Source organism: Flavobacterium agri (genome assembly GCF_013401995.1).
In the GTDB taxonomy this organism is placed as follows: domain Bacteria; phylum Bacteroidota; class Bacteroidia; order Flavobacteriales; family Flavobacteriaceae; genus Flavobacterium; species Flavobacterium agri.
Window position 1 is genome coordinate 1 of the sequence record NZ_JACBJI010000001.1, and the last position, 21,330, is coordinate 21,330.

General features: G+C 50.1%; 20 protein-coding genes. 16 read left to right on the forward strand and 4 right to left on the reverse strand.

Annotated features, from left to right (window positions below; translation table 11 throughout):
* The first annotated feature begins 284 nt into the window (after window positions 1–284).
* From HZF10_RS00005 to HZF10_RS00065, 13 genes are read left to right on the forward strand one after another with little or no spacing between them, the layout of a single operon-like run.
* Complete coding sequence (locus tag HZF10_RS00005) at window positions 285–977, forward strand: toxin-antitoxin system YwqK family antitoxin (RefSeq protein WP_176004108.1); 693 nt, start codon at window positions 285–287, stop codon at window positions 975–977.
* Entirely contained in the window at window positions 974–2,185 is a 1,212-nt protein-coding gene (locus HZF10_RS00010) for a hypothetical protein (RefSeq protein WP_176004109.1), read from the forward strand. The genes HZF10_RS00005 and HZF10_RS00010 overlap by 4 nt, the downstream gene beginning before the upstream one ends.
* Window positions 2,160–2,486: a hypothetical protein gene (locus tag HZF10_RS00015; protein ID WP_176004110.1), complete on the forward strand. Its 327-nt coding sequence runs from the start codon at window positions 2,160–2,162 to the stop codon at window positions 2,484–2,486. Before HZF10_RS00010 ends, HZF10_RS00015 begins: the two co-directional genes overlap by 26 nt.
* Window positions 2,473–2,970 carry a hypothetical protein gene (locus HZF10_RS00020; protein ID WP_176004111.1) on the forward strand — a complete coding sequence of 166 codons (498 nt, stop codon included), beginning with the start codon at window positions 2,473–2,475 and terminating at the stop codon, window positions 2,968–2,970. The genes HZF10_RS00015 and HZF10_RS00020 overlap by 14 nt, the downstream gene beginning before the upstream one ends.
* Entirely contained in the window at window positions 2,954–4,081 is a 1,128-nt protein-coding gene (locus HZF10_RS00025; protein ID WP_176004112.1) for a type II secretion system F family protein, read from the forward strand. The genes HZF10_RS00020 and HZF10_RS00025 overlap by 17 nt, the downstream gene beginning before the upstream one ends.
* A gap of 54 nt (window positions 4,082–4,135) precedes the next feature.
* Window positions 4,136–4,570: a type II secretion system protein gene (locus tag HZF10_RS00030; RefSeq protein ID WP_176004113.1), complete on the forward strand. Its 435-nt coding sequence runs from the start codon at window positions 4,136–4,138 to the stop codon at window positions 4,568–4,570.
* A complete protein-coding gene (locus HZF10_RS00035; protein ID WP_176004114.1) occupies window positions 4,567–5,052 on the forward strand; it encodes a hypothetical protein in 486 nt (161 codons plus the stop codon). Before HZF10_RS00030 ends, HZF10_RS00035 begins: the two co-directional genes overlap by 4 nt.
* A gap of 3 nt (window positions 5,053–5,055) precedes the next feature.
* Window positions 5,056–6,456, forward strand: coding sequence for a GspE/PulE family protein (locus HZF10_RS00040; RefSeq protein WP_176004115.1), 1,401 nt, complete (start codon window positions 5,056–5,058; stop codon window positions 6,454–6,456).
* Between the two features lie 2 nt (window positions 6,457–6,458).
* Window positions 6,459–8,369 carry a type II secretion system protein GspD gene (locus HZF10_RS00045; protein ID WP_176004116.1) on the forward strand — a complete coding sequence of 637 codons (1,911 nt, stop codon included), beginning with the start codon at window positions 6,459–6,461 and terminating at the stop codon, window positions 8,367–8,369.
* A 29-nt stretch (window positions 8,370–8,398) separates the two neighbouring features.
* Complete coding sequence (locus tag HZF10_RS00050) at window positions 8,399–9,550, forward strand: PilN family protein (RefSeq protein ID WP_176004117.1); 1,152 nt, start codon at window positions 8,399–8,401, stop codon at window positions 9,548–9,550.
* On the forward strand, window positions 9,550–10,068 hold the full coding sequence (locus tag HZF10_RS00055) for a hypothetical protein (RefSeq protein ID WP_176004118.1): 519 nt from the start codon (window positions 9,550–9,552) through the stop codon (window positions 10,066–10,068). Before HZF10_RS00050 ends, HZF10_RS00055 begins: the two co-directional genes overlap by 1 nt.
* A complete protein-coding gene (locus HZF10_RS00060) occupies window positions 10,052–11,008 on the forward strand; it encodes a fibronectin type III domain-containing protein (RefSeq protein ID WP_176004119.1) in 957 nt (318 codons plus the stop codon). The genes HZF10_RS00055 and HZF10_RS00060 overlap by 17 nt, the downstream gene beginning before the upstream one ends.
* Window positions 11,005–11,541, forward strand: coding sequence for a hypothetical protein (locus tag HZF10_RS00065; protein WP_176004120.1), 537 nt, complete (start codon window positions 11,005–11,007; stop codon window positions 11,539–11,541). The genes HZF10_RS00060 and HZF10_RS00065 overlap by 4 nt, the downstream gene beginning before the upstream one ends.
* Window positions 11,542–11,552: 11 nt before the next feature.
* Here the strand turns inward: HZF10_RS00065 and HZF10_RS00070 are convergent, their stop codons facing one another.
* Window positions 11,553–12,179 carry a peptidylprolyl isomerase gene (locus tag HZF10_RS00070; protein WP_176004121.1) on the reverse strand — a complete coding sequence of 209 codons (627 nt, stop codon included), beginning with the start codon at window positions 12,177–12,179 and terminating at the stop codon, window positions 11,553–11,555.
* Between the two features lie 70 nt (window positions 12,180–12,249).
* Complete coding sequence (locus HZF10_RS00075) at window positions 12,250–12,756, reverse strand: DUF2911 domain-containing protein (protein WP_176004122.1); 507 nt, start codon at window positions 12,754–12,756, stop codon at window positions 12,250–12,252.
* 133 nt (window positions 12,757–12,889) lie between these two features.
* Between HZF10_RS00075 and HZF10_RS00080 the strand changes: the two genes are divergently transcribed.
* The 3 genes from HZF10_RS00080 to HZF10_RS00090 are packed head-to-tail and all read left to right on the forward strand — an operon-like array spanning window position 12,890 to window position 14,464.
* Window positions 12,890–13,288 carry an FKBP-type peptidyl-prolyl cis-trans isomerase gene (locus HZF10_RS00080; protein ID WP_176004123.1) on the forward strand — a complete coding sequence of 133 codons (399 nt, stop codon included), beginning with the start codon at window positions 12,890–12,892 and terminating at the stop codon, window positions 13,286–13,288.
* Window positions 13,269–13,961 (forward strand): hypothetical protein, encoded by a 693-nt coding sequence (locus HZF10_RS00085; protein ID WP_176004124.1) that lies wholly within the window; start codon window positions 13,269–13,271, stop codon window positions 13,959–13,961. Before HZF10_RS00080 ends, HZF10_RS00085 begins: the two co-directional genes overlap by 20 nt.
* On the forward strand, window positions 13,958–14,464 hold the full coding sequence (locus tag HZF10_RS00090; protein ID WP_176004125.1) for a hypothetical protein: 507 nt from the start codon (window positions 13,958–13,960) through the stop codon (window positions 14,462–14,464). The genes HZF10_RS00085 and HZF10_RS00090 overlap by 4 nt, the downstream gene beginning before the upstream one ends.
* A 5-nt stretch (window positions 14,465–14,469) precedes the next feature.
* Here HZF10_RS00090 and HZF10_RS00095 read toward each other — a convergent pair whose 3' ends face one another.
* Both HZF10_RS00095 and HZF10_RS00100 read right to left on the reverse strand, forming a co-directional pair.
* On the reverse strand, window positions 14,470–18,732 hold the full coding sequence (locus tag HZF10_RS00095; protein WP_176004126.1) for a T9SS type B sorting domain-containing protein: 4,263 nt from the start codon (window positions 18,730–18,732) through the stop codon (window positions 14,470–14,472).
* 178 nt (window positions 18,733–18,910) lie between these two features.
* Entirely contained in the window at window positions 18,911–21,310 is a 2,400-nt protein-coding gene (locus HZF10_RS00100) for a T9SS type B sorting domain-containing protein (protein ID WP_176004127.1), read from the reverse strand.
* Between the last annotated feature and the right edge of the window lie 20 nt (window positions 21,311–21,330).

Sequence of the window (21,330 nt, forward strand, 5' to 3'; positions counted from 1 at the left end):
CGCTCCTTCTGCAGCATCCCGAAAGGATAGTAATCAAAAAGATTCCAATCGATGATTATCAGTGGCTTGATAAGACTTTTGGAAACCCGAAAAAGTGTTGAAATACCAAAAATCGACTTAAAAAAACAAAGAACCTGGACGAATGCAGCGTCGTAGGAAATGTATGAAAATTTAACGGTTTCCCAAACGTTAATTATCTCTTAAAAAGTATCTTTGCAGCAGTCGGTTACGATGTCATGAAACGCTGTCGCCCGATTTCCCAACACCAACCACCAAACGACATTATGAAATACGCTATACTGGCGATACTTTGTTCGGTCCACGTCTTGAACGGTGATCCGTATTCCATCAAACGGGTATCCGACGCCAATTTCCGATACGAATTCCACACCACGGCCAAAACTACCGCCATTCGCGAGCACAAGACGTACTTTTGGTTTCGCGGCGGTGCGATCCACAGCGCAAAAGGTGGTGCCGCCGGAGAGCTTCTCGATCAGGAATACTCCAAATTCTACCACAGCAACCAATTGGCCGAGAAAGGTAATTTCAACAAAGGGCTGCAAACGGGACGTTGGAAGTCATGGTACGAGAACGGCAACCTGCAATCCACGCAATATTGGAACAACGGACTCAGGTCGGGCATGTACATGCTGTACGACCAAAACGGTAACCTATCCGAAAAAGGCAACTACAAAAGAGGTGAGAAACACGGTGCCTGGGTACGTTATGCAGTCAAGGACACACTCTGGTTCAAGAACGGTGAGCAATATACCAAAGCAAAACCGCTGACCAAGGCCCAAAAAGAGAAAGCGAAAGCCGACAAAGAACAGGAACGCCAGCAAAAACAGCAAGTTAAGGAACTACAAAAACAAAAGAAGGCCGCCCTAAAAGAAACGGCGGCCGCCAAAAATTCCGATACCGCGAAAAAACCGGGCTTCTTCAAAAGGTTGTTTTCCAAGAAAGAAACCAAAAAATGATCCGCGCGAACAGCCTGATATATGCGATTTATATCTGCCTGATCGTCGGGATCCTGTGCGGGGCGCTGTTGCTTGTCGGCAGCCTTCACGAACGTCTCAACGTTTTTTACGGGCTGCAGTCCGAACTGTACCTCGACAACCTTTCCACGACGAACTTCGCGCTGGGCAACAACTTGGAGCCTGTCGACGTTCCCGAACAAGAAGACGGGATACGATCGGAATATACCACTCGCATGCACGGGCTTATCGAGGTTCTCGAGGTGCGGTCGATCCGCGATCGGGACACGGTGGCCTCGGCTTATCTGACGGGTCGCCGTGACGATTCGCCATTGGCTTTGTACACCGCCGATTTCTCGGACATGCTCAACCTGACCGGAAACGTGAAAGTGTCAGGAGACATGAAGCTGCCGCTCGGGCGTACCAAACAGGCCAATATCAACCATCAGAAGAACGAGATTGACCTCTCGGGCAAGGTCATGCCGTCCGATCGCTTCCTTCCCGAGCTGGCGGACAAGTGTGCCGCATTCTACGAGGAATCCCGCACATGGACGTCACAACCGCTTTCCAATGTACCCAAAACGGGCGATTTGTTGTATTACCATTCTTTCGAGTCGCCGCGCCTAACCGTATTGCTGCCGAGCCCTTTGCTGCAAAAAGCGATATTCAGGGGCAATTACGCACTCGTGGCCCGGGATTCTATCGTGGTGGATGCCTCGACGGTTCTCGAAGACGTGCTGCTCATCGCTCCGAAGATCGTCATTGGCGATAATTTCCGCGGGACGGTGCAGGCATTCGCGACGCGTTCGATCAGGGTTGGGAAAGAGGTGCGTCTGGATTATCCATCGGTACTTTGCGTACGCAATACGGGAAAGGAAAAGATGCAGATTGAAACCGGAGATGGTTTTTCGGTCAAAGGCCTTGTCGTGGTTACGGGCAACGATTTTCTCAACGTAGATAAAGCCCGAATACTGTTTGCCGACGATGCCAGGATTACAGGCACGGTATACTGTTCGGGGACTTTAATCGCCAAAGGCAAAATCAACGGAACCGTCTATGCTTCGCGTTTGGCTTACGCATTTGGGGGAACCGACTGGCTCAACTGCCTTGGCGATATCGAGATCGATGCCCGAAAACCGAAACAATTTTTAGACATACCGGTATTTTCCGGCCAAAATCACGCGTATGGCATCATCAAGAAAGTATTGTAAGGCAAATTCCCTTTTGGAGTCGGTGATCGCCCTTACGGTGATATCGGTATGCGTCTACATTTCGATGGTCGTTTATGCGCGTGCCTTGTCACATCGCAACAGCGTTTCCTTTTCGGCTGCATCCAATCGGCTGGCCGAAACGTTTTATTTGTGCGAACTCCACAACGAGGTCGTACGCAAGGACATCAGCATAGAGGAAACCTGGCTCAATACCGCACTCAAAGAACAGACCGTGATTTTGTCCGACAGTCTCGGCCATGACAAACAGCAACAGACCTTTTATATTTATGACAACCCGTAACGCCGTTCGTGCCTTTTCCGTAGTCGAAGCCATGGTGGGCCTCGTAGTCATGGCTGTGGTCATCGGCCTGGTGTTTGTCGTGTTTTCGATATTGTCGCGCCAGCTGAGCGACCTGCGTTACCAAAACGAGAAAGTTTCGGACGTGAACCGGCTTTCCTGGGTCATGCAACGCGACATGTTCGGCAGCCGGGAGTTGTCTTACACCGAAGAGCGTTTGGAATTCAGTGATTACAAAGGTCAATCCGCCTATTTCGAGTTCGGTGATAGCGCTATCGTACGGCATTCCGAGACGTTCGCCGATACTTTCCACATCCGTCCGATTTCGGTTTTGTTGGACACCATCGGAAACGTATCGGGCAAAAAGACGATGAGCAGGCTGCAACTTGTTTTCGACCTCGACGCACGCGTCGACTCGTTGCGCTTCTATAAAAATATTTATCCCGCCGAAAGGCTCAATGCGAATCAAGATGTCAATCGACCTTAATACCTACAAGACGGCGGCTGCGCAAAAAAGCGTCAGATCTAAACCTGATCAAAAGGCACAGTTGTCCTTATCTAAAGGGTTTTCCGACAAGAAGAAGGAAGTCTTCTACAGGGAACTCGGCATATTGCTACGTTCGGGTGTCGATTTCAAAAAGGCCCTCGAAATCGTATCCCAACAGTTCGACAAGAAAGGCGAGCAGGAGCTCATACTCGGGATCAAGAGCCAGATCGTGCGAGGCAAACGCATTTACGAATCGATGAGGGAAACCGGGCAATTTTCCCCTTACGAATTCTACAGCGTACAGATAGGCGAGGAAACGCGAAAACTCGAAGAAGTATTGACCGAACTCCAAAAGTATTTCGGGCGCAAAATCGCGATGCGTCGCCAAATCGTGTCGGTCCTCACATATCCGTGCATCGTTATGTTGGTGACGCTTTTGGTGCTTTGGTTCATGCTTTCCAAAGTCGTGCCGATGTTCAGCTCGGTTTTCAGACAGTTCGGAGGAGAACTGCCCGCGAGCACCAAATTCATCCTGATGCTCTCGCGGCATTCGGGCGCCATGTTCCTTGGCGTATTGCTATTGGCGGCGGGTTTTGTAACCCTGCATTACCTGTACGGCAAGACCGATACGTACAGGCGCGTCACATCGGGTATCGCGATACGTATCCCGTATTTCGGGCAGTTGATCCGAAAGATATACATTGCGCGTTTCTGCCAGTCGATGAGCCTGTTGCTGTCCTCACGCACGACACTGATTACTTCGTTATCGTTGACTTCTAAGATGATACGCTTCTATCCGATAGAGGCGGCAATGCCCAAAATTCGCGAAACGATCACCAAAGGCAGTTCTTTTAGCGACAGTCTTCGCGACCATAAGATTTTCGACGGCAAACTCGTCTCCATGGTCGAAGTAGCCGAGCACGTAAATCAGTTGGACACCATGTTCGCCAGGCTTACCGAACAGTACAATGAGGACATCGGTTACCAGAGCAAGATGATAGGGGTGGTCCTCGAACCGATGATCATCATCATCATCGGCATAATCGTAGGCGTGATAATGGTTTCCATGTATGCGCCCATGTTCGAACTCAGCAAAATTATACATACTTAAAACTTTGTTAAGAATGAAAAAAGCGTATTTTTGGAACCTTCAACCACAAACATTATGAAGTCCCTGAAATCCAGTTTGAAAAGACGGGTCCGTCATGGCTATGTCAAGGCGTATTCACTTAACGAGATACTTATCGTGTTGTGCATCATCGGGATATTGTTGTTGCTCGTGTTGCCCAATCAGACTTCGGTAGTCAGCCAAGCCAAATCGATAGAGGCACAAGCCATGCTCAACCAGGTTTACGGACTTCAGAAAAGTCATTTTTACCGTTTTTCCAAATATGCGGGCAACCTCGAGGAAATCGGTTTCGAGCAGGAACCCACGGTAGATGAGGGCGGCCAGGCCGTATACCGTATCGAGATCGTCGAGTCCTCGGCCAACGCTTTCATGGCGAGGGCTACTGCCGTTTCCGATCTTGACGGCGATGGCGAATTCAACACCTGGGAAATAGATTCGAAGAAAATTTTAAGGGAAGTCGTAAAAGATTGAAAGCACTTTTTGTTTTTGGTCTGGTGGCCTGCCTGGCCCTTATTTTCATCCAGGACCTCAAGTACAGGAAAATACACGTTGCGGCTCCTCTGTCGGTTTTCATTATGGCCGAGGGAATCAAAGGGTTTTCCTTGCATTGGCAAAGGATAGTGGCGGTCAACCTGCTTTTCCTGCTCGTCGTGATGGCTGCCATGGTCGCCTACATGAGCATCAGGAAGAAAGCGATACTCAACCCGTTCGAGCATTATTTCGGGCTGGGCGACCTTTTGTTCTATGCCGCGATAACACCTCTGTTCCTGCTTACCGATTACATCGCGTATTTCATCGGCTCGATGCTGTTCGCGCTTTTGCTCAGTACCGTTTTCCGAAAACGCATCGCACAGGACAACATCCCGTTGGCTGGGTTTTCGGCCGTGTTCCTCATAGCCGTTTTGGGTTGCGACCTGCTGTTGCCGTTCCCGAAAATAATTTTGCCTAACTGAAACATGGACGAAATCATCATAACCGAAGACAACCGCCACGCCATTTCAAACTACATGGCGAATTCCTACAAGATACTGCCTCAGGAAGTGTATCCTGAAGCGTTGGTGCTGTATTGTGCCGAAAAAACGGACTACACGGATATCACCGACGAGCTCGAGTTGCTATTGGGCAAGAAAGTGACGTTCACTCCGTATCCTTCCCATCTTGTGGAAAAGGCATTGTCGCGGTATTACCGCCAGGAGCGCCAAGAATTATCGAGGACACTTAATCTCGAGAAAGGCGATTTCCTCGAGGAATTGCTTGCGGAGGCAAAATCGTTGAAAAGCAGCGATATCCATTGCGAAGTGTATGAAAATTCAGCGCGTGTCAGGTTGCGTGTGGACGGCCAGTTGCTCGACCGTTACAAACTCGACAGGGACAGTTACCAGGAATTGGTCAACAAGATCAAGATCATGGCCAAGCTCAACATCACAGAGAAGAGGTTGCCGCAAGACGGCAGGATCACGACACCCGCATTCGATATCCGCGTTTCCATATTGCCTACTTTGTTCGGCGAAAAGATTGTGATGCGCCTTCTGGGACAGGACGCCTCGAAGATCGACCTCGATACTTTGGGGTTCGAACCCGAAGCGCTCAAAGAATACCTAGAGGCCATCCGCAAGCCCAACGGCATCATCCTGATCAGCGGTCCTACCGGATCGGGCAAGACCACGACCCTGTATGCCACATTGCGTCTGCTCAACGATTCAAGGAGAAACATCCTTACTGTGGAAGACCCGATTGAATACATCCTCAAAGGCATCAACCAGGTGCAGCTCAAAGAAGATATCGGGCTTACATTTTCGGCGGCGTTGCGTTCGTTCCTGCGCCAGGATCCCGATATCATCATGCTGGGCGAAATACGCGATGCCGAGACCGCGCTGATGGCCATTCGTGCCTCGCTCACCGGACACTTGGTCTTGTCTACCATACATACGAATTCGGCCTTGGGAACGGTTTCACGTCTCGTCGATATGGGTGTGCCCGCGTATCTTATAGCCGAAACGCTCAACCTTTCGGTGGCGCAAAGGCTCATCAGGAAACTTTGTCCCGACTGTAAAGAAGAAATACCGTACCAACCCGAAGATTTCCCTGGCGGATTCCGCATCCCGTATGAACCGGATCGGCTTTTCAGGGCAAAAGGGTGCAACAATTGCTTCCATACCGGATACAAAGGCAGGCGCGCGTTGTATGAAATCGTGCGCATCACGCCACAGGTATCGGATGCGATCAAGACTGGCGCGCTCGATACTTTTCTAGAAAACAAAGAAGAATACAAATCGCTATCCGAAAAGGCTTTCGACGTGCTCGGCGCGGGCGAGACCTCTCTCGAAGAAATCTACTCCATATTACTCAACGCCTGATTATGATAAAAAAACTCCTGCTCGTTGTTTTGTTTGCTTGCTCGTGCTCATTGTCCGCCCAACAGGACGTGCTCGAGCTCAACAGGCGTTTCGATGATTTCGCCAAGCAGAAGAAGGAACTCAACAACGTGATCAAGCTCGACATTTCGGGTCTTTCGCTATATGATCTTATCCTTTCCATAGCCGAGAACAACCGTTTGAACGTAAGTGTGGACTCGGACCTGAACATTCCCGTGGTCAACAACTTTTACGACGTCACGGTAAAGGACGCCTTCGTGTTCCTGGCCGCCAAATACGATCTGGAAGTCGAGTTCATGAGCAACATCATCATCTTCCGCAAGCGCAAGGAAGTCAAGTTGCCCGAGAAGAAACTACCCAAAATCATCGACGTGAAATACAACAAGGAGAACGATTTCCTGTCGGTGCATCTTGAGAACGATACATTGGAAACCGCGGTACAGGCCATCGTAGACGCCTCGGGCAAAAACATCATCATGTCGCCAGAGGTCAGGAGCCAGCGCGTATCGGCCTACATATTGAACCGTCCGTTCGATCAGGTCGTGGAAATGATCGGAAAGTCCAACGGGCTGCAATCGTACAAAGACGAAACCGGCGTGTTTTACTTTGAGAAGCAGACACAAAAAAACACAGAGACAACATTCAGCGACCGCAATGGCCAAAAGCCGAAATCGAAAAGCGGCGGCGGCACGGCACTGGGTACGTTCGAGGTCACGGTTCTCGAAAACGGACTGCTCAGCGTCAGAGCCAACGCGGCCGATGCGGCCGAACTGCTTACCGATGCGGCCGAAAAGCTACATGTGAATTATTTCATCTACAACAAACCCGAAAATGAGAAAACCTCGCTGATGGCGACGGGCATTACGTTCGACGATCTTCTGGAGCATATCCTCAAGGGTAAGAAATACTCGTACAAGAAAGAAGGCAACTTTTATCTGATTGGCGAACATGCCACAGAAGGTTTGCGCGCTACAGAAATGGTGCAGCTCGAGAACCGTTCGATAGAACTGGTGTTGGCTTCGCTTCCGAAAGTGTTTTCCGAAAAACTCGAGCTCAAGGAATTCAAGGAACTCAACGGATTGATCGTATCGGGGCCGAGAAGTGTGATCGACGAGCTCAAGATATACCTCAAGCAAGTCGACAAGGTCGTACCTCTTGTGCAGATCGAGGTCATCATCGTACAGTACAAAAAAGCATATGGCATACAGACCGGTATAAAATCGGGTATAGACAAGTCGAATGAGAAAGTGACCAGCGGCTTGCTTTTCCCGACCACAGACGTGACGCTCAACAGTTCGTCGGTCAACAGTCTCATCGATGCCTTCAACGGATTGGGATTCATAAAACTCGGCAAGGTGACCGACGCCTTTTACCTGAACCTTCAGTTCCTCGAGAACAATTCGCTGCTCAAGATAGAGTCCACGCCTAAAATAGCGACGCTCAGCGGACACGAGGCTACGCTTTCGATAGGAGAGACCAATTATTATTTTGAACAGAACAATCAATTGATAAACAGCGGGTTGGGGAATAACGTGCTGCAATCCGGTTCATGGAAGCAGACCGACGCGAACCTCAAGGTCTCGATCATGCCTTTCGTGTCGACCGATGAGAACGTGACCTTGAATATTCAGGTAGAAAAGAGTTCCTTTTTGGGAAGGGCTGCCGAGACCGCTCCTCCGGGCAAGGCGACCCAGAATTTCCAGTCGCTGGTCAGGGTCAAAAACGGCGAGATGGTACTCTTGGGCGGATTGGATGAATTGTCCAAGGAAAATACAGGATCGGGTACGCCTTTGATTTCGCGCATACCGATCATCAAATGGTTCTTCAGCAGCAGGAACAAGACCAAGTCGAATTCCAAACTGCACCTGTTCATAAAGCCGACGATCGTATATTGATGAAACCCATATTCTCCAAAATATTCGGCTTGGACAAGATCAGGGTCATAGGCGTTTCCGGAACGGGAGACCGTCTCGATTACCGCGTGCTCGTTGTCCACAAGAAGAACAATGAGTTGTTGGTGGTTTCGAGTCACGGCTATACCGATTTTTCCGAAATCACGGCAAATTGCGAGCGCGACCTTCCCGTTGTACTGGTAATCAATGTCAAAGGCGTGCTGTATCGGAAGATCGACCTTAACGACCAGGACGATCTTACCTGGCAACGCAGCATCGATTTCGAAAGCCTTTCCTATACGGGTTACCAAACCGAGGACGCGTTGCTGTTCATGGGTTTTTGCCGCAAGAACGTAGCCGAAGACATCACGGCCACGTTCACCAAGTCAGGTTATGCGATACTTGATTTGTTTACGGGAGTTTTCCATACGGCTTTATTGGCGCGCGCGGTCAACCGTGATGAAATTGCCATAGACGATATGCGCCTGCACTTCGACAACGGCAGGCTTATCGGCTTCGGCAAACAGGAAGCGTCCGCAGAAACCAGTTATGCCATAGGGACTACCCAAATAAAAGGCGCTTTCCTTCCGTTGTATGCCGCTGCAGTTGTACATTTTGCGCCCGCTTCCGAAATAGTAAAGGACAACAACGGCAATTTTTCTACCGAAGAACTGCGCTACAAGAAGGCTTTCCGGTATCTCGGTATCTCGATGCTGGTTTTTTTCCTGGTGTCATTGGCCGCAAGTTATGCGCTTACCCAATATTACCTTGGGCAGAACGCCCAACTCGACATGTACAACCTCTATTCCGACAAGGCGTACCGCGAAATGCTCGAAATGGAGAAGGAGAACGGAGAAAAACGCACCATCGTTAACCAATCAGGTATACTGTCGGACAAGTTCCTGAGTTTCTACGCCTACGAAATCCTTCAAGGAGTGCCTCCGGGTGTGCAGCTTAACGAACTCAAGGTGAATCCGTTGCGTTATGCTCTAGACGACAAGAAACCCGTGGAATTCGAACAAAAAGTGATCTATCTCAAAGGCTACCTGTCCAACGACGCCGGGTTCAACCAATGGGTGCAGACGCTCAAGAAACTCGATTGGGTAGCCGAGCTGCGGCTTCAAAGCCTGTCAAGGGACAAAGGCCAGCACAGGATTTTCGAAATTAAAATAGCCGTGAAGTGATGTTCGAAAAATACACTTACAAACAGAAACTGTTGGCCCTGATGGCCATTTTCGTACTGATGGCGGCAACAGCCTACAAAAGGTCGTACCGCAACCTGTTCGAGCTCTATTTTCAAAATGCCGAACTCAAGGCAAAAGCAGTTGACATCAAGAAAAAATCGGCTGAATTCGCGAGAATCAGGAAAGACAAGCAAACTTTCGATGCCTTGTTGGGAAGCGAAAAAGGAAGTAAAGAGCTGGTTCAGCAGAATATCATGGCCTTCACTTCGAGGCGCGGCGGGGTTTCGATTCAGGAATTGGCTCCCATCCATTCGTTTTCGACCGAAGACTACCAAGCCAACACCAACCAGCTCGACGTGACCGGCTCGCTCGACGGTATGTTGCGGCTCGCCTATGGTTTCGAGACCGATTTTCGCGATTCGAGGCTGTTCGCCCTGCATTTTTACAAGACCAAATTCAATATGAGGGAAACCTTGCACCTTAAACTATTTTTCCAGAATTATGAAAGCAATAAATAAGATTGTACTGATCCTGCTCGGCTTGCTGTGCTTTTCCTGCGAGGACATCATCGAAGAAGATATTTCGGACGACACGGTCACCGCAGTTTTCCCTTCGCCGGGAACGGTCGTGCAAAGCAACGTGGTCACGTTCCAATGGCAGTCGCTCGAAGGGGCCGACGAATACCGCGTGCAGGTCTACTCCTCGAACCAGGTAATTGTGGCCGACACGCTTTTTTCAGGCACTCAGGCTACATTGCCCATGAATCCCGGGCATTACCAGTGGCGCGTACGAGGTGAGAATTCGGCATATGAATCTTCGTATTCGTTCCCGAACGCGTTCGATGTCGTCGAATCCGATGACCTGAGTCAACAGCAGGTTATCCTTACGGCACCTGCGCCCGACCACCTGACCAATGCGCCCGATTTCATCCTTTCGTGGGAAGAACTTTCTGCTGCCGATTATTACCGCCTTGAAATACTCGATGTTACCAATTCGAGCAGCCTGGTCTATTCCCAGGACAACATTACCCAAACATCGTTGACGTTGAACACTACCATGATCGACCAGGAAGGAGAATACAAATGGCGGGTGAAAGCCGTAAACGCCGACGGTAGTACGGTATTCAGCAGCAGAAATTTCTCGCTCGACATGACCGTACCCAACGCCCCCCAAAACAGTCTTCCCGCAGACGAAGCCAATTTCGAGCCAGCCCAAACCGTGAGTTTCAGTTGGACGCAACCACAGGATTCAGGTGTGATCCAGTCTGCGATTTCCTATATCATAGAAATATCGACAAACCAAGGCTTCACAAACATTATCCAGTCCTCGAGCGTATCTGCAACGAACTTCCAGCAGGCTTTTGCCAATACGGGCGACTATTACTGGCGCGTCAAGGCAAAAGATGCCGCCGGAAACATCAGCGTTCCCGGACCCGTATATAAATTTACCGTAGAGTGAAAGACAAGAAACTCTTCAGCCGCTTGCTCGCCCTAGCTGTAGCCGGTATCTGGATAGCCGTGGGCTACAAATACGTGAGCCGTTTTTTCTTTGAGGGCGAAACCGTATCTCCCCAAAATTATGCGGCATCCGCAAAAGAAGTGAGCCTACCGCATAAAGACACTTTCAAGATGGAAACGTTGAGGCGAAACCCGTTCACGGGAAACATGGAAACGCCCAGGATCAGCACCCGAAGCGCAACGGTTTCTTACAGAAAGACAAGTGCAGAGCGCAAGCCTATCGTACGCGCGCCAGAGATGAAATTTCCTGAGATCGAATACTTCGGTTTTGTGAAATCGAACAACGGAAGCTCCGAATTGGCCATGCTCAAAATAAATGGCAAGATGTCAAGGTTGTATTTGAATGGCAAATCTGATGGGATCACCGTGAGGAAAATCGCGAAAGATTCTGTCGTCGTGCAATGCGGGAAACAGAAAAAAGTGATCGGTCGCGCCGGTGTCGTCCAAAAAAAGCCGGCGATCGCAAAGAAATAAAAGCTCGGAGTTTATTCCTCGCTTAAGATATAAGCCGTACGGATCACGTCGAGATTGACGAAAGTACGCATGAAGTCAGGTCGGTCGGCGTACATATTATCGGCCTCGGGCATAGTGCGTTCGCCATAACCCGAATACAATTCCTCTACGACTTCCATGCCTTTAGAGACTTGGCCGAGCGCGGGATAACCCTTTACGCCATCCACGAATGTCGTATCGAGTCTGATATTGTGGTTGAGGTTGATGAACAGCTCGAGGTCTCGCGTTTCCTTGCCGTATCGCGCAAAACTGATTGTGCCTTTCTTGTTGCCCAAACGGACGGGTTCATCGGGGATTTTTACCGAACGCCATTGTTCCATGACCGCCACATCGGTATTTCCGAACTGGGCGACGTAATTCGGCACGACGCGGTAAAACACCGAATTGTCATAATAACCGTGCGAAATCAACTGGTACAAGCGATCTGCGGCCGCCGGAGAATTGCTTCGTCTTATCTCGATCTCGAAATTGCCCTTGGTGGTTTCGAAGCGGGCCGAGAAGGTTTCGGGCGCTTTTTCTGTCGTCCATTCCTTTTCGAATTTCGATCGGGAACAAGCGATAAACGTAAAGACCAAAAGAAGCAATGTAATTTTTCGCATCGGATTTTCGTAAAATGAAATTGCCGGAAAACCTCGTTCGAAGCATTCCGGCAATATAAAAATCAATCGATTATTTCGCGCTGACCGGAATCGTCAATTTGTCCCAGGTCAATGAAAAACCTTTTGCGTTTACTTTGTATGTGAGCTTTTCGGTTTTTTCCTTCTCGCTCACACCTTTCACTTTCACGCGCAATTGGTCGTCAGACTGCTTGTAATCGTAAGCTCCCCATTGTTTGGATGTCTTATTGAAAATGACCGTCGCGCTGTTGTCTTTTTCAGGTATGATGAAAAACGAATATTTGCCTGCAGGCAGTTTTTGTCCTTCGATCGTCAAATCCTGGTTCGTCTCGAAAGTCGTGGCTTCGTTCGCACCGGCTCTCCAAACCTCGCCGTAAGGAACGAGTTTGCCCCAAATTTCGCGATCGCGTACCGAAGGCGCACCGTAATTGATCGTTACCGTCGCATTTCCGATTTTTCCAGTTGCGGTTTCCGCCGGGCTTTTAGGTTTTTCCTGAGCTTGGATGTTGGTCGCCAAAAGTGCTACGAAAAGCAAGATGGCGGTTTTTAGTTGTTTCATGTCGTACGTTTTAGGTTTGCTCAAATTTAGCGAAAAAGCCAAAGTGCGTGTCGGCGTTGGCAAGTGTTTAACAACATGCAGATGTCGCGGATATTGTTTTTGGCTACCTTCGTGATTCAACAATCCGATTGCCATGAAAAGAATTTACTTGATTTGTGCGACAGCTCTTTTGTTCGGATGTTCGGGCAAAACGATCCAGACCGCGTCGGGCTTGCGTTACCGTATTCTCGAGAAAGGTTCGGGAGAAGCCGCGAAAGAAGGCGACGAGATACTTTTGTACGAAACCACGAGTTATAGGAACGGAACGGTATTGTATTCCAATTACGATTCCAATTCGCCCGTAAAAGTACTCATCGGCGGCAATCAGGCCACACAGGCCGTGGACGAAGGATTGCGCGGCATGAAGGTAGGCGAGGTGCGCGAAATCGTTGCGCCTCCGCATTTGGTCAAACGCAAGAATTATCCCGACAATGTTTCGCCCGATTCGACATTGGTGATAAAAATGAGGTTGGATGAAATCCTTCGCAACTAAAAACCGAAATCGTTTCAACGATATGAAATCGACGATAACATTGTGTTTGTTGCTTTTGTGCTCAAGTGTATTCGGCCAATCCCGAACTGTCGAAGCACTCGATTCATTTGTTCTCGACTTCACCAAAAAGCTCAAACGCGACAAAATATCGAACATCATCATCTACAAAAGCTATTCTTCCGAAAGCACAACCCAAGTCAATACGGCCGATTACGATTGCAGCGACGAGTTTTGGTCCAACCCGTCTTACGTGATGTGGCAAGATCGAAAAATGACCTACCTCACACGGTTTGATATGTGCCATCGGTACACGCAAATAACGATAGACGACCACGGTTTTTGGCAGGATTTCCAGAAGCATGAGAAGCAGCTGAAAGCCGAAGAGCTCAAGGATTTCGAATTCATTTCCGAGGAAAAAGACACGTTGTCTTATGTTTCGGCTCACGGCACTTTCAAGGAATTCACGTATTTGGGAAGAAAACAACAAATCAAAAAAACGGTCGGGCTCATGGTACTTTCCGAAACGACGGCCCAAGGCGAGAAGAACATCAATTACGATTATAATTCGAATTCCAGAACGATGGTTGTTATCCGAAAGCTCGATGCGATAATAGCCGAAAACGAACGTTTGCTCAAAGTAGCCAAATCGATCACAACCCATCCAACCAAATGAAACGACTTGTATTTTCCGTAATCGTACTTCTCGTGGTTTCCTGCAAAAAGCAACAGACCGATATTCCCCGAAAACCGGCAGATTCCAAAACGGCCAAAATAGATTGGGAAAAGTTCGAACGCGATGTTTTTCAAAGTATCGACAGTGTAGAAAAAGCCTCCGAACAAACCAGAAGACAGCACTTACTGAAGCTTATGGAATATTCAGATAACGTCGACGGATCGGTTTCCGAAGCCTACGGCATGTTCGCTTTCGAGTATATGGAGAAGTATCCGAAACTATTTTTCGAGGTGCTCACGTCAACAGATACAGCCGTTGTGCGTAAATGGGCAAAGGCCAGTTCGGGAGAAGTTCTGATTCTGGCCGAAAACGACCATCAGAAAGACAGTATCCTCAAGCTTGTGCAAAACCATCATTTCGCCCAAAGAAAGACATTCAATGCTGTCGAAACCGAACTCGACAAATTATATCTCGAGAAACTGGACGCCGCGATCCATCGATAGACATATCAACGCTTCAACGAGAAGTGCGCGCTGAAATCCTTCTTTTTGCCGCTGCGATCGGTATAGTTGAGTTTGAACCAATAATCGGTAGAAGGCAATTCCCGACCGTTGAAAGTACCGTCCCAACCCGTGGTCGTCGACGGATCCATTTCTTTGAGCAATTTGCCGTAACGATCGAAAATATACACGCGAGCTCCGGGATTCGGAAGGCCCGAAATCGTCCAGGCATCGTGGAAACCGTCTCCGTTCGGTGTAAAATACCTTGGATAATAGAGGATGAAAAACGAAACGCTGCCGATCGCGCAACCGTCAATATCGCGAACCTCGACCATATGTTCTCCCGAATCGAGCCCGTCAAAATAACCGTCGTTCAACTGAAGCTGTTCGCCGTCGAGCAGATACGAGAAATTACCCGATCCGCCGGTCACTAAAATATGCACGTTTCCGTGTCCTTCGAAATCACGCGGTACTTGGGCGGTTATTGTAATTCCGCCATATTCCGTCACCGTGGCCTGGGCCGATGACATGCAACCCGAAACCACATTTTCCACCGTAACCGAATAGATGCCTTGAGTCATGGCCAAATGTGCCGGCGTTGTTGTGGTAAGCGGGTTTCCGTCCAAACTCCATTGGAACGCATAACCCGAAGCAGGCAATCCGGTGTCGAGCAAAACGCCCGAAGGATTGTCGGCACACAAAAGCGTATCGTGTAAAACAGGCGTCGGCAGTGGGTTTACGGTAACCGTCAATAGTACCGAGGTGGCACATTGTCCGGCGTTCGGCGTGAAAACATAACTGCCGCTTGCCGTATTTGAAATCACCGACGGATTCCAACTTCCCGAAACCCCGTTCGGGGAAACGTTGGCCAAAGTCGGAGCGGCGTCGTTCTGGCAAATGGTCAATGATGTGGCGAAATCCGGAACGATCGAATTCGTCACCGAAACGTTCAACGTCACCGTCAATGCGCATTGTCCCGCGTTCGGCGTGAAGACATAACTGCCGTTTGCCGTATTTGAAATCACAGATGGATTCCAGCTTCCCGAAACACCGTTCGGGGAAACGTTAACCAAAGTCGGAACAGCATCGTTCTGGCAAATCGCCAAACTCGTCACAAAATCCGGAACGATCGAATTCGTCACCGAAACGTTCAACGTCACCGCCGACGCACATTGTCCCGCGTTCGGCGTGAAAATATAACTGCCGCTTGTTGTGTTTGAAATCACCGACGGATTCCAGCTTCCCGAAATTCCGTTCGGGGAAACGTTAACCAAAGTTGGAGAGACGTCGTTCTGGCAAATCGCCAAGCTTGTCGAGAAATCCGGAACGATCGAATTGGTCACCGAAACGGTCAACGTCACCGCCGATGCGCATTGTCCGGCGTTCGGCGTGAAGACATAACTGCCGCTCGCCGTATTTGAAATCACTGTCGGATTCCAACTTCCCGAAACACCGTTCGGGGAAACGGAGTTCAAAGTCGGCACGGTGTCGTTCTGGCAAATCGCCAAACTCGTCGCGAAATTCGGAACGATGGAATTGGTCACCGAAACGTTCAACGTAACCGCCGATGCACATTGTCCGGCGTTCGGCGTGAAAATATAAGTGCCGCTTGCTATGTTTGAAATCACCGACGGATTCCAGCTTCCCGAAACACCGTTCGGGGAAACGTTGGCCAAAGTCGGAACGGCGTCATTCTCGCAAATCGTCAAACTCGTCGCGAAATTCGGAACGATCGGATTGGTCACCGAAACGCTCAACGTCACCGCCGACGCGCATTGTCCTGCGTTCGGCGTGAAAATATAACTGCCGCTTGCCGTATTTGAAATTGTCGATGGATTCCAGCTTCCCGTAATTCCGTTCGGAGAAACGGAGTTCAAAGTCGGAACGGCGTCGTTCTCGCAAATCGTCAAACTCGTCACGAAATCCGGAACGATCGAATTCGTCACCGAAACGTTCAACGTCACCGCCGACGCGCATTGTCCTGCGTTCGGCGTGAAAATATAACTGCCGCTTGCCGTATTTGAAATTGTCGATGGATTCCAGCTTCCCGACACGCCGTTCGGGGAAACGTTGGCCAAAGTCGGAACGGCGTCGTTCTGGCAGATCGTCAAGCTCGTCGCGAAATCCGGAACGATCGAATTCGTCACCGAAACGTTCAACGTCACCGCCGAGGCGCATTGTCCTGCGTTCGGCGTGAAAATATAACTGCCGCTTGCCGTATTTGAAATTGTCGATGGATTCCAGCTTCCCGTAATTCCGTTCGGAGAAACGGAGTTCAAAGTCGGAACGGCGTCGTTCTGGCAGATCGTCAAACTCGTCACGAAATCCGGAACGATCGGATTGGTCACCAAAACGTTCAACGTCACGGATGAGGCGCATTGTCCGGCGTTCGGCGTGAAGATATAACTGCCGTTTGCCGTATTCGAAATTGTCGATGGATTCCAGCTTCCCGTAATTCCGTTCGGAGAAACGGAGTTCAAAGTCGGAACAACATCGTTCTGGCAAATCGTCAAACTCGTCGCGAAATCCGGAACGATCGAATTCGTCACCGAAACGTTCAACGTCACCGCCGACGCGCATTGTCCCGCGTTCGGCGTGAAGATATAACTGCCGCTTGCCGTATTTGAAATCACTGTCGGATTCCAAGTACCCGTAATCCCATTTGGCGAAACGTTAGCCAATGTCGGGACTACATCTCCGCTGCAAATGACCAACGAAGTCTGAAAATCGGGAGTAAGCGCTGGAGTGACCGTCATCTGGGCCGCGTGGCTTACCACCGATGAGCCGGCCGACGTCATCTGGCAATAATACTGGCTCTCGTCAAAACCTGCGGGCACGGGCGAAATGGTCAGCGTAGTGGTTTGGCCGCCCGAAAAAGGAGAGGTGTTGGGCACGTTGACCCAATTACCCGCCGCGTCGAGTTTTTTCCATTGATAGGTGAATCCGCCGGGAAGCGCATTGACCGAAAAAGCCGCCTGGGCGTTTTCGCAAGTCGACACGCTCAAAGGGCTTGTAGGCGTCGGCGGTATGTTCTGCTGTACGTCGTGCTGGCCGATATCGGCACAATTTTCTGTGGTGAAAGTATCCCAATGGCTCGGGTTGAAAGTCGGCAGGGGCGCGACCACATTGGGTTTGCGGATGACCGAATAACCGACGTTTTGCGGCGCTTGTACGTCGTCGATCCAAACCCCGTTATTGTAAAGCCGGAATTCGTCGTTCGCGTTGAATCCGGTCGAATAATATTGGTTGCCCGTAATGTTGCACGGGATCGTGCCCGTTCCGATACCGATCAAAAAAATACTTCCCGCAGGCATGCTTCCCACAAGGTTGATCGTATAAAAAGTCGTGCCTCCGACGTCACCGTATCGCCTGATAGAATAACCATTGAGGTTAACCGTGGCGTTCGTGCCGTTGTAGAGTTCTATGACGCCTCCGTCGCCTGCCTGCGCGTCGTAGAGCTCCGAAATATAGATGTCCGACGAATAATTCTGCGTCGCGTTCGAAGCGATTTGCGTAAAGTTTTGTGCGGAAAAACCTTGGCATCCGTTGGTCGTCACGCTGATCGGACCTATGGTGTTTCCGGCAGGTACATACGCTTTTATCTCGGTATCCGAAACGACCGTAAACGAAGAAGCGATCCCGTTGAACGCGACCTGGCTCGTACCCGAACCCGATGTAAAGCCGCTTCCCGAAATCGTCACAAGCGTATTTTGAGGACCAGAAACGGGAAAAATCGAAGAAACGGTCGCGCCGCTGCAATTCGAGGTCACGCTGCCGTTGAGCGTGAAATCGTCGAGGCGGAATGTGCCATTGCCCGTATTCCCACTAAGCGACAACGTGATCTGTACCGTTCCCGTAACGCCCGAAATCGTCGTACTTACGGGAATCGTTCCCGTGGAAGCGCCAATCGTAGGCACGATTCCCGAACCTACAGAAGTCCCGTTGACCGACAGCGTCCAGTTTTGTGGGCCGGCAGCGCTGCGTTGCGTCCAAAAACCGAAAGAGTTGAGCTGCATCTGGAAATTGGCCGCAACCTGTAAAGTCAATGTTATGGTGGCCGCGGTTGCGGTCGTAAGTCGGATGGCTTGTCCCGCCGAGCCTGTCGCGCTCGTCCACGCGTTTGCGGTGTTGGTCCAGGACGAACCCGACAGGTGCGAGTCAATCATCGTCGGGGCAACGGTATACGGATGCGTCGAAATGGTCGTACTGCCGAAATCGTGCTGATAGATTTGAGCCGTGCCCGAAAAGCAGATGCACATCAGTAAAGGCATGAGGAATCGGCTTAAACGCGGAAGAAAATAGTGTTCAGGCAAAATAGGGATCGTTTGGTTATCGTAAATGCTGTTGTTTTTACCGCACAAAATTAGAAGGCCGCATGGTCATAATCGCTTGGCTTTCAATTATTAAATTGTTATAAAACAGTAAGTTAAAGTCGATTTTGAGATCTTGTCAACTCTTGCGGACCACATACACCCAACCCGTTTTCACGTTTCCGCCAACGGTCGTGATCGCGTAGTAATAGGTCGCGTCGGGCAGGTCGTTTCCGTTGTCCGACTGGCCGTGCCATTGGTCGGTGTAGTTTTTACGGTTGTAGACTTCTGTGCCGTACCGGTTGTAGATCTTGAGTTCGGAAACCCCGAATCCGGTGAGGTCGAAACTGTCGTTGAACGAATCGCCGTTAGGGGAAATGCCTTTCGGGATCGAACACAATATACCGTTTACCGTAACCGGTGCAGTGCCGTTGCAACCATCGTTCGTGCTCACCGACAATTGGAACGTCGCCGGAAAATCGATTGTCATGGTTTGCGTCAATCCGGAAACATTCAATTCGGCGGAATTCCCGACCACAGGCCCGTTTTGCAACGTCCATTCGAACGAATCGAATTGATTTTCCTGATTTGCGTGAAGCATGTAACTGCCGTTCTCGCAACCTTGCGAAATCGCGACATCCAAAGTCGTGATCGAAACCGAAAGCGATGCGGTTTGCGCGCATTGCCCGGTGTCCGGAGTAAATGTATACGTGGCGTTTTGTGTCGATGAAATTACGGATGGCGTCCAACTGCCGGTAATGCCGTTCGGTGAAACGGTTTGCAAAATCGGGGCCGGCGAACCGTTGCAAAGCGTGAATTGCGTCTCGAAATCCGGGATGATCGGTGTCGTTACGGTTACGGTAAGTGTGACCGATGTGGCGCATTGTCCCGCATTCGGCGTGAAGATATAACTGTCGCTTTGGCTGGCATTTATCACCGACGGATTCCACGATCCGCTAATGCCGTTCGGCGAAGTCGTAGCCAAAACAGGAATGGTCGAAGACGCGCAAATTGTAAGATTCGTCTCAAAATCGGGCACGATCTGCGAAACCACGTTTACGGTAAGCGTTGCATTTTGGGCGCATTGACCAGAATTCGGAGTAAAAATATACGTTGCGTTCGTATTGGTATTTATCGTCGACGGATTCCAGGTTCCCGAAATGCCGTTCGGTGAAGTCGTCGCCAAAACCGGAGGCGTGGTTCCGGAACATACGGTAAGTTGTGTCGCGAAATTCGGGATGATGCCGTTCGAGACCGTGACCGATAGCGTTACCGGAACGGCGCATTGCCCCACATTCGGCGTAAACACATAAGAACCGCTCGTATTCGTATTGATCACCGAAGGATTCCATGTTCCTGAAATGCCGTTCGGTGAAGTAGTCGCCAAAACCGGTGGCGTACTGCCTGCACATACGCTGAGTTGGGTTGCGAAATTCGGGACGATGCCTCCGTTAGAAACGGTTACCGACAACGTGACCGGATTCGCGCATTGTCCCGCATTAGGTGTAAAAACATAATTTCCGCTTTGCGTATTGTTGATCGTTGACGGATTCCAGCTTCCCGAAATCCCGTTGGGCGAAACGTTGGCCAAATTCGGTGCGGCCTGACCGTTGCAAAGCGAAAGGCTCGTCTGGAAATTCGGCGTGACCGAAGTAGAAACGGTAATGGTCACCGTGTCCGATATCGTCGCCCCGCAAGCATTCGTTGCGGTAAGCGTCAATGTGATCGTGCCGTTTGCCTGGAGCGGAAGCGTATAGTTCGAAGTAAGGCTTGCGGTATTCGAAAAGCTGCCTTGCGTCGCCGACCATTGCGTCGATTGTGCGCCTTGCGATTGTGCGTTGAGGTTTACCGTGCTTCCGGCGCAGGCCGTGATGTTGTTACCCGCATGTATCGTAAATGGCGGAACGGGTGCCGAACAGCCGTTGTTGATATACGTCGGTGTGCCGTTGTTCGCGAAAAGCACGGTCGCTCCGTCGGCGGGAACGGTCGCTCCGGATTGGTTGACCAATAATGCGCGGTCATACGTGACGGTATCGGTACAACTTCCGAACGAAATCGACAATGTACGTGTACCCGTTCCCGAATTGGCGAAATGCCCGCCCGTGACGGTCGTATTGTTCTGGTAAAGGATATAGAAATCTTCGGTTATCGCACCGAATTGGTTCAATGGTGTGTCGAGGTTGAAGCTCGTCACCAGAATCACGTTGGCGTTGGCAGGCAACAGTCCGTTTGTGGGCTCTAGCAGTTGGCCGCAGCCTCCGGCATCGAGTATGTCGGCGTTTAGAGCGGCCGTTTTGGAAGCGGTCACGGTATTCTGCAACAATCCCTGCCAATTGTTATTCGGCCAGTCGACGCTGAGGTTCGAGGTGTTGAGGTTGGCGTTCCCGACCTTGAAGCGCACCATTTCGTTGAGTCCTTCCTGTGTTCCGCAGGCATCTACAAGTATGCTTTCGATTTGGATGCATTGGGATTGCGAAGAGAACGATGCAAAAAGTCCGAAAATCAGCAAAAGTCGCGTATAGGTGTTTTTCCAGTTCATCAGAATTATTTAAACCGGGC

What these genes read in the sequence shown, in the direction of transcription:
- HZF10_RS00005 (WP_176004108.1), top strand. Translation starts at nt 285, where the DNA reads ATGAAATACGCTATACTGGCGATACTTTGTTCGGTCCACGTCTTGAAC.
- HZF10_RS00010 (WP_176004109.1), top strand. Translation starts at nt 974, where the DNA reads ATGATCCGCGCGAACAGCCTGATATATGCGATTTATATCTGCCTGATC.
- HZF10_RS00015 (WP_176004110.1), top strand. Translation starts at nt 2,160, where the DNA reads ATGGCATCATCAAGAAAGTATTGTAAGGCAAATTCCCTTTTGGAGTCG.
- HZF10_RS00020 (WP_176004111.1), top strand. Translation starts at nt 2,473, where the DNA reads ATGACAACCCGTAACGCCGTTCGTGCCTTTTCCGTAGTCGAAGCCATG.
- HZF10_RS00025 (WP_176004112.1), top strand. Translation starts at nt 2,954, where the DNA reads ATGTCAATCGACCTTAATACCTACAAGACGGCGGCTGCGCAAAAAAGC.
- HZF10_RS00030 (WP_176004113.1), top strand. Translation starts at nt 4,136, where the DNA reads ATGAAGTCCCTGAAATCCAGTTTGAAAAGACGGGTCCGTCATGGCTAT.
- HZF10_RS00040 (WP_176004115.1), top strand. Translation starts at nt 5,056, where the DNA reads ATGGACGAAATCATCATAACCGAAGACAACCGCCACGCCATTTCAAAC.
- HZF10_RS00045 (WP_176004116.1), top strand. Translation starts at nt 6,459, where the DNA reads ATGATAAAAAAACTCCTGCTCGTTGTTTTGTTTGCTTGCTCGTGCTCA.
- HZF10_RS00055 (WP_176004118.1), top strand. Translation starts at nt 9,550, where the DNA reads ATGTTCGAAAAATACACTTACAAACAGAAACTGTTGGCCCTGATGGCC.
- HZF10_RS00060 (WP_176004119.1), top strand. Translation starts at nt 10,052, where the DNA reads ATGAAAGCAATAAATAAGATTGTACTGATCCTGCTCGGCTTGCTGTGC.
- HZF10_RS00070 (WP_176004121.1), bottom strand. Translation starts at nt 12,179, where the DNA reads ATGCGAAAAATTACATTGCTTCTTTTGGTCTTTACGTTTATCGCTTGT.
- HZF10_RS00075 (WP_176004122.1), bottom strand. Translation starts at nt 12,756, where the DNA reads ATGAAACAACTAAAAACCGCCATCTTGCTTTTCGTAGCACTTTTGGCG.
- HZF10_RS00080 (WP_176004123.1), top strand. Translation starts at nt 12,890, where the DNA reads ATGAAAAGAATTTACTTGATTTGTGCGACAGCTCTTTTGTTCGGATGT.
- HZF10_RS00085 (WP_176004124.1), top strand. Translation starts at nt 13,269, where the DNA reads ATGAAATCCTTCGCAACTAAAAACCGAAATCGTTTCAACGATATGAAA.
- HZF10_RS00090 (WP_176004125.1), top strand. Translation starts at nt 13,958, where the DNA reads ATGAAACGACTTGTATTTTCCGTAATCGTACTTCTCGTGGTTTCCTGC.
- HZF10_RS00095 (WP_176004126.1), bottom strand. Translation starts at nt 18,732, where the DNA reads ATGCCTTTACTGATGTGCATCTGCTTTTCGGGCACGGCTCAAATCTAT.
- HZF10_RS00100 (WP_176004127.1), bottom strand. Translation starts at nt 21,310, where the DNA reads ATGAACTGGAAAAACACCTATACGCGACTTTTGCTGATTTTCGGACTT.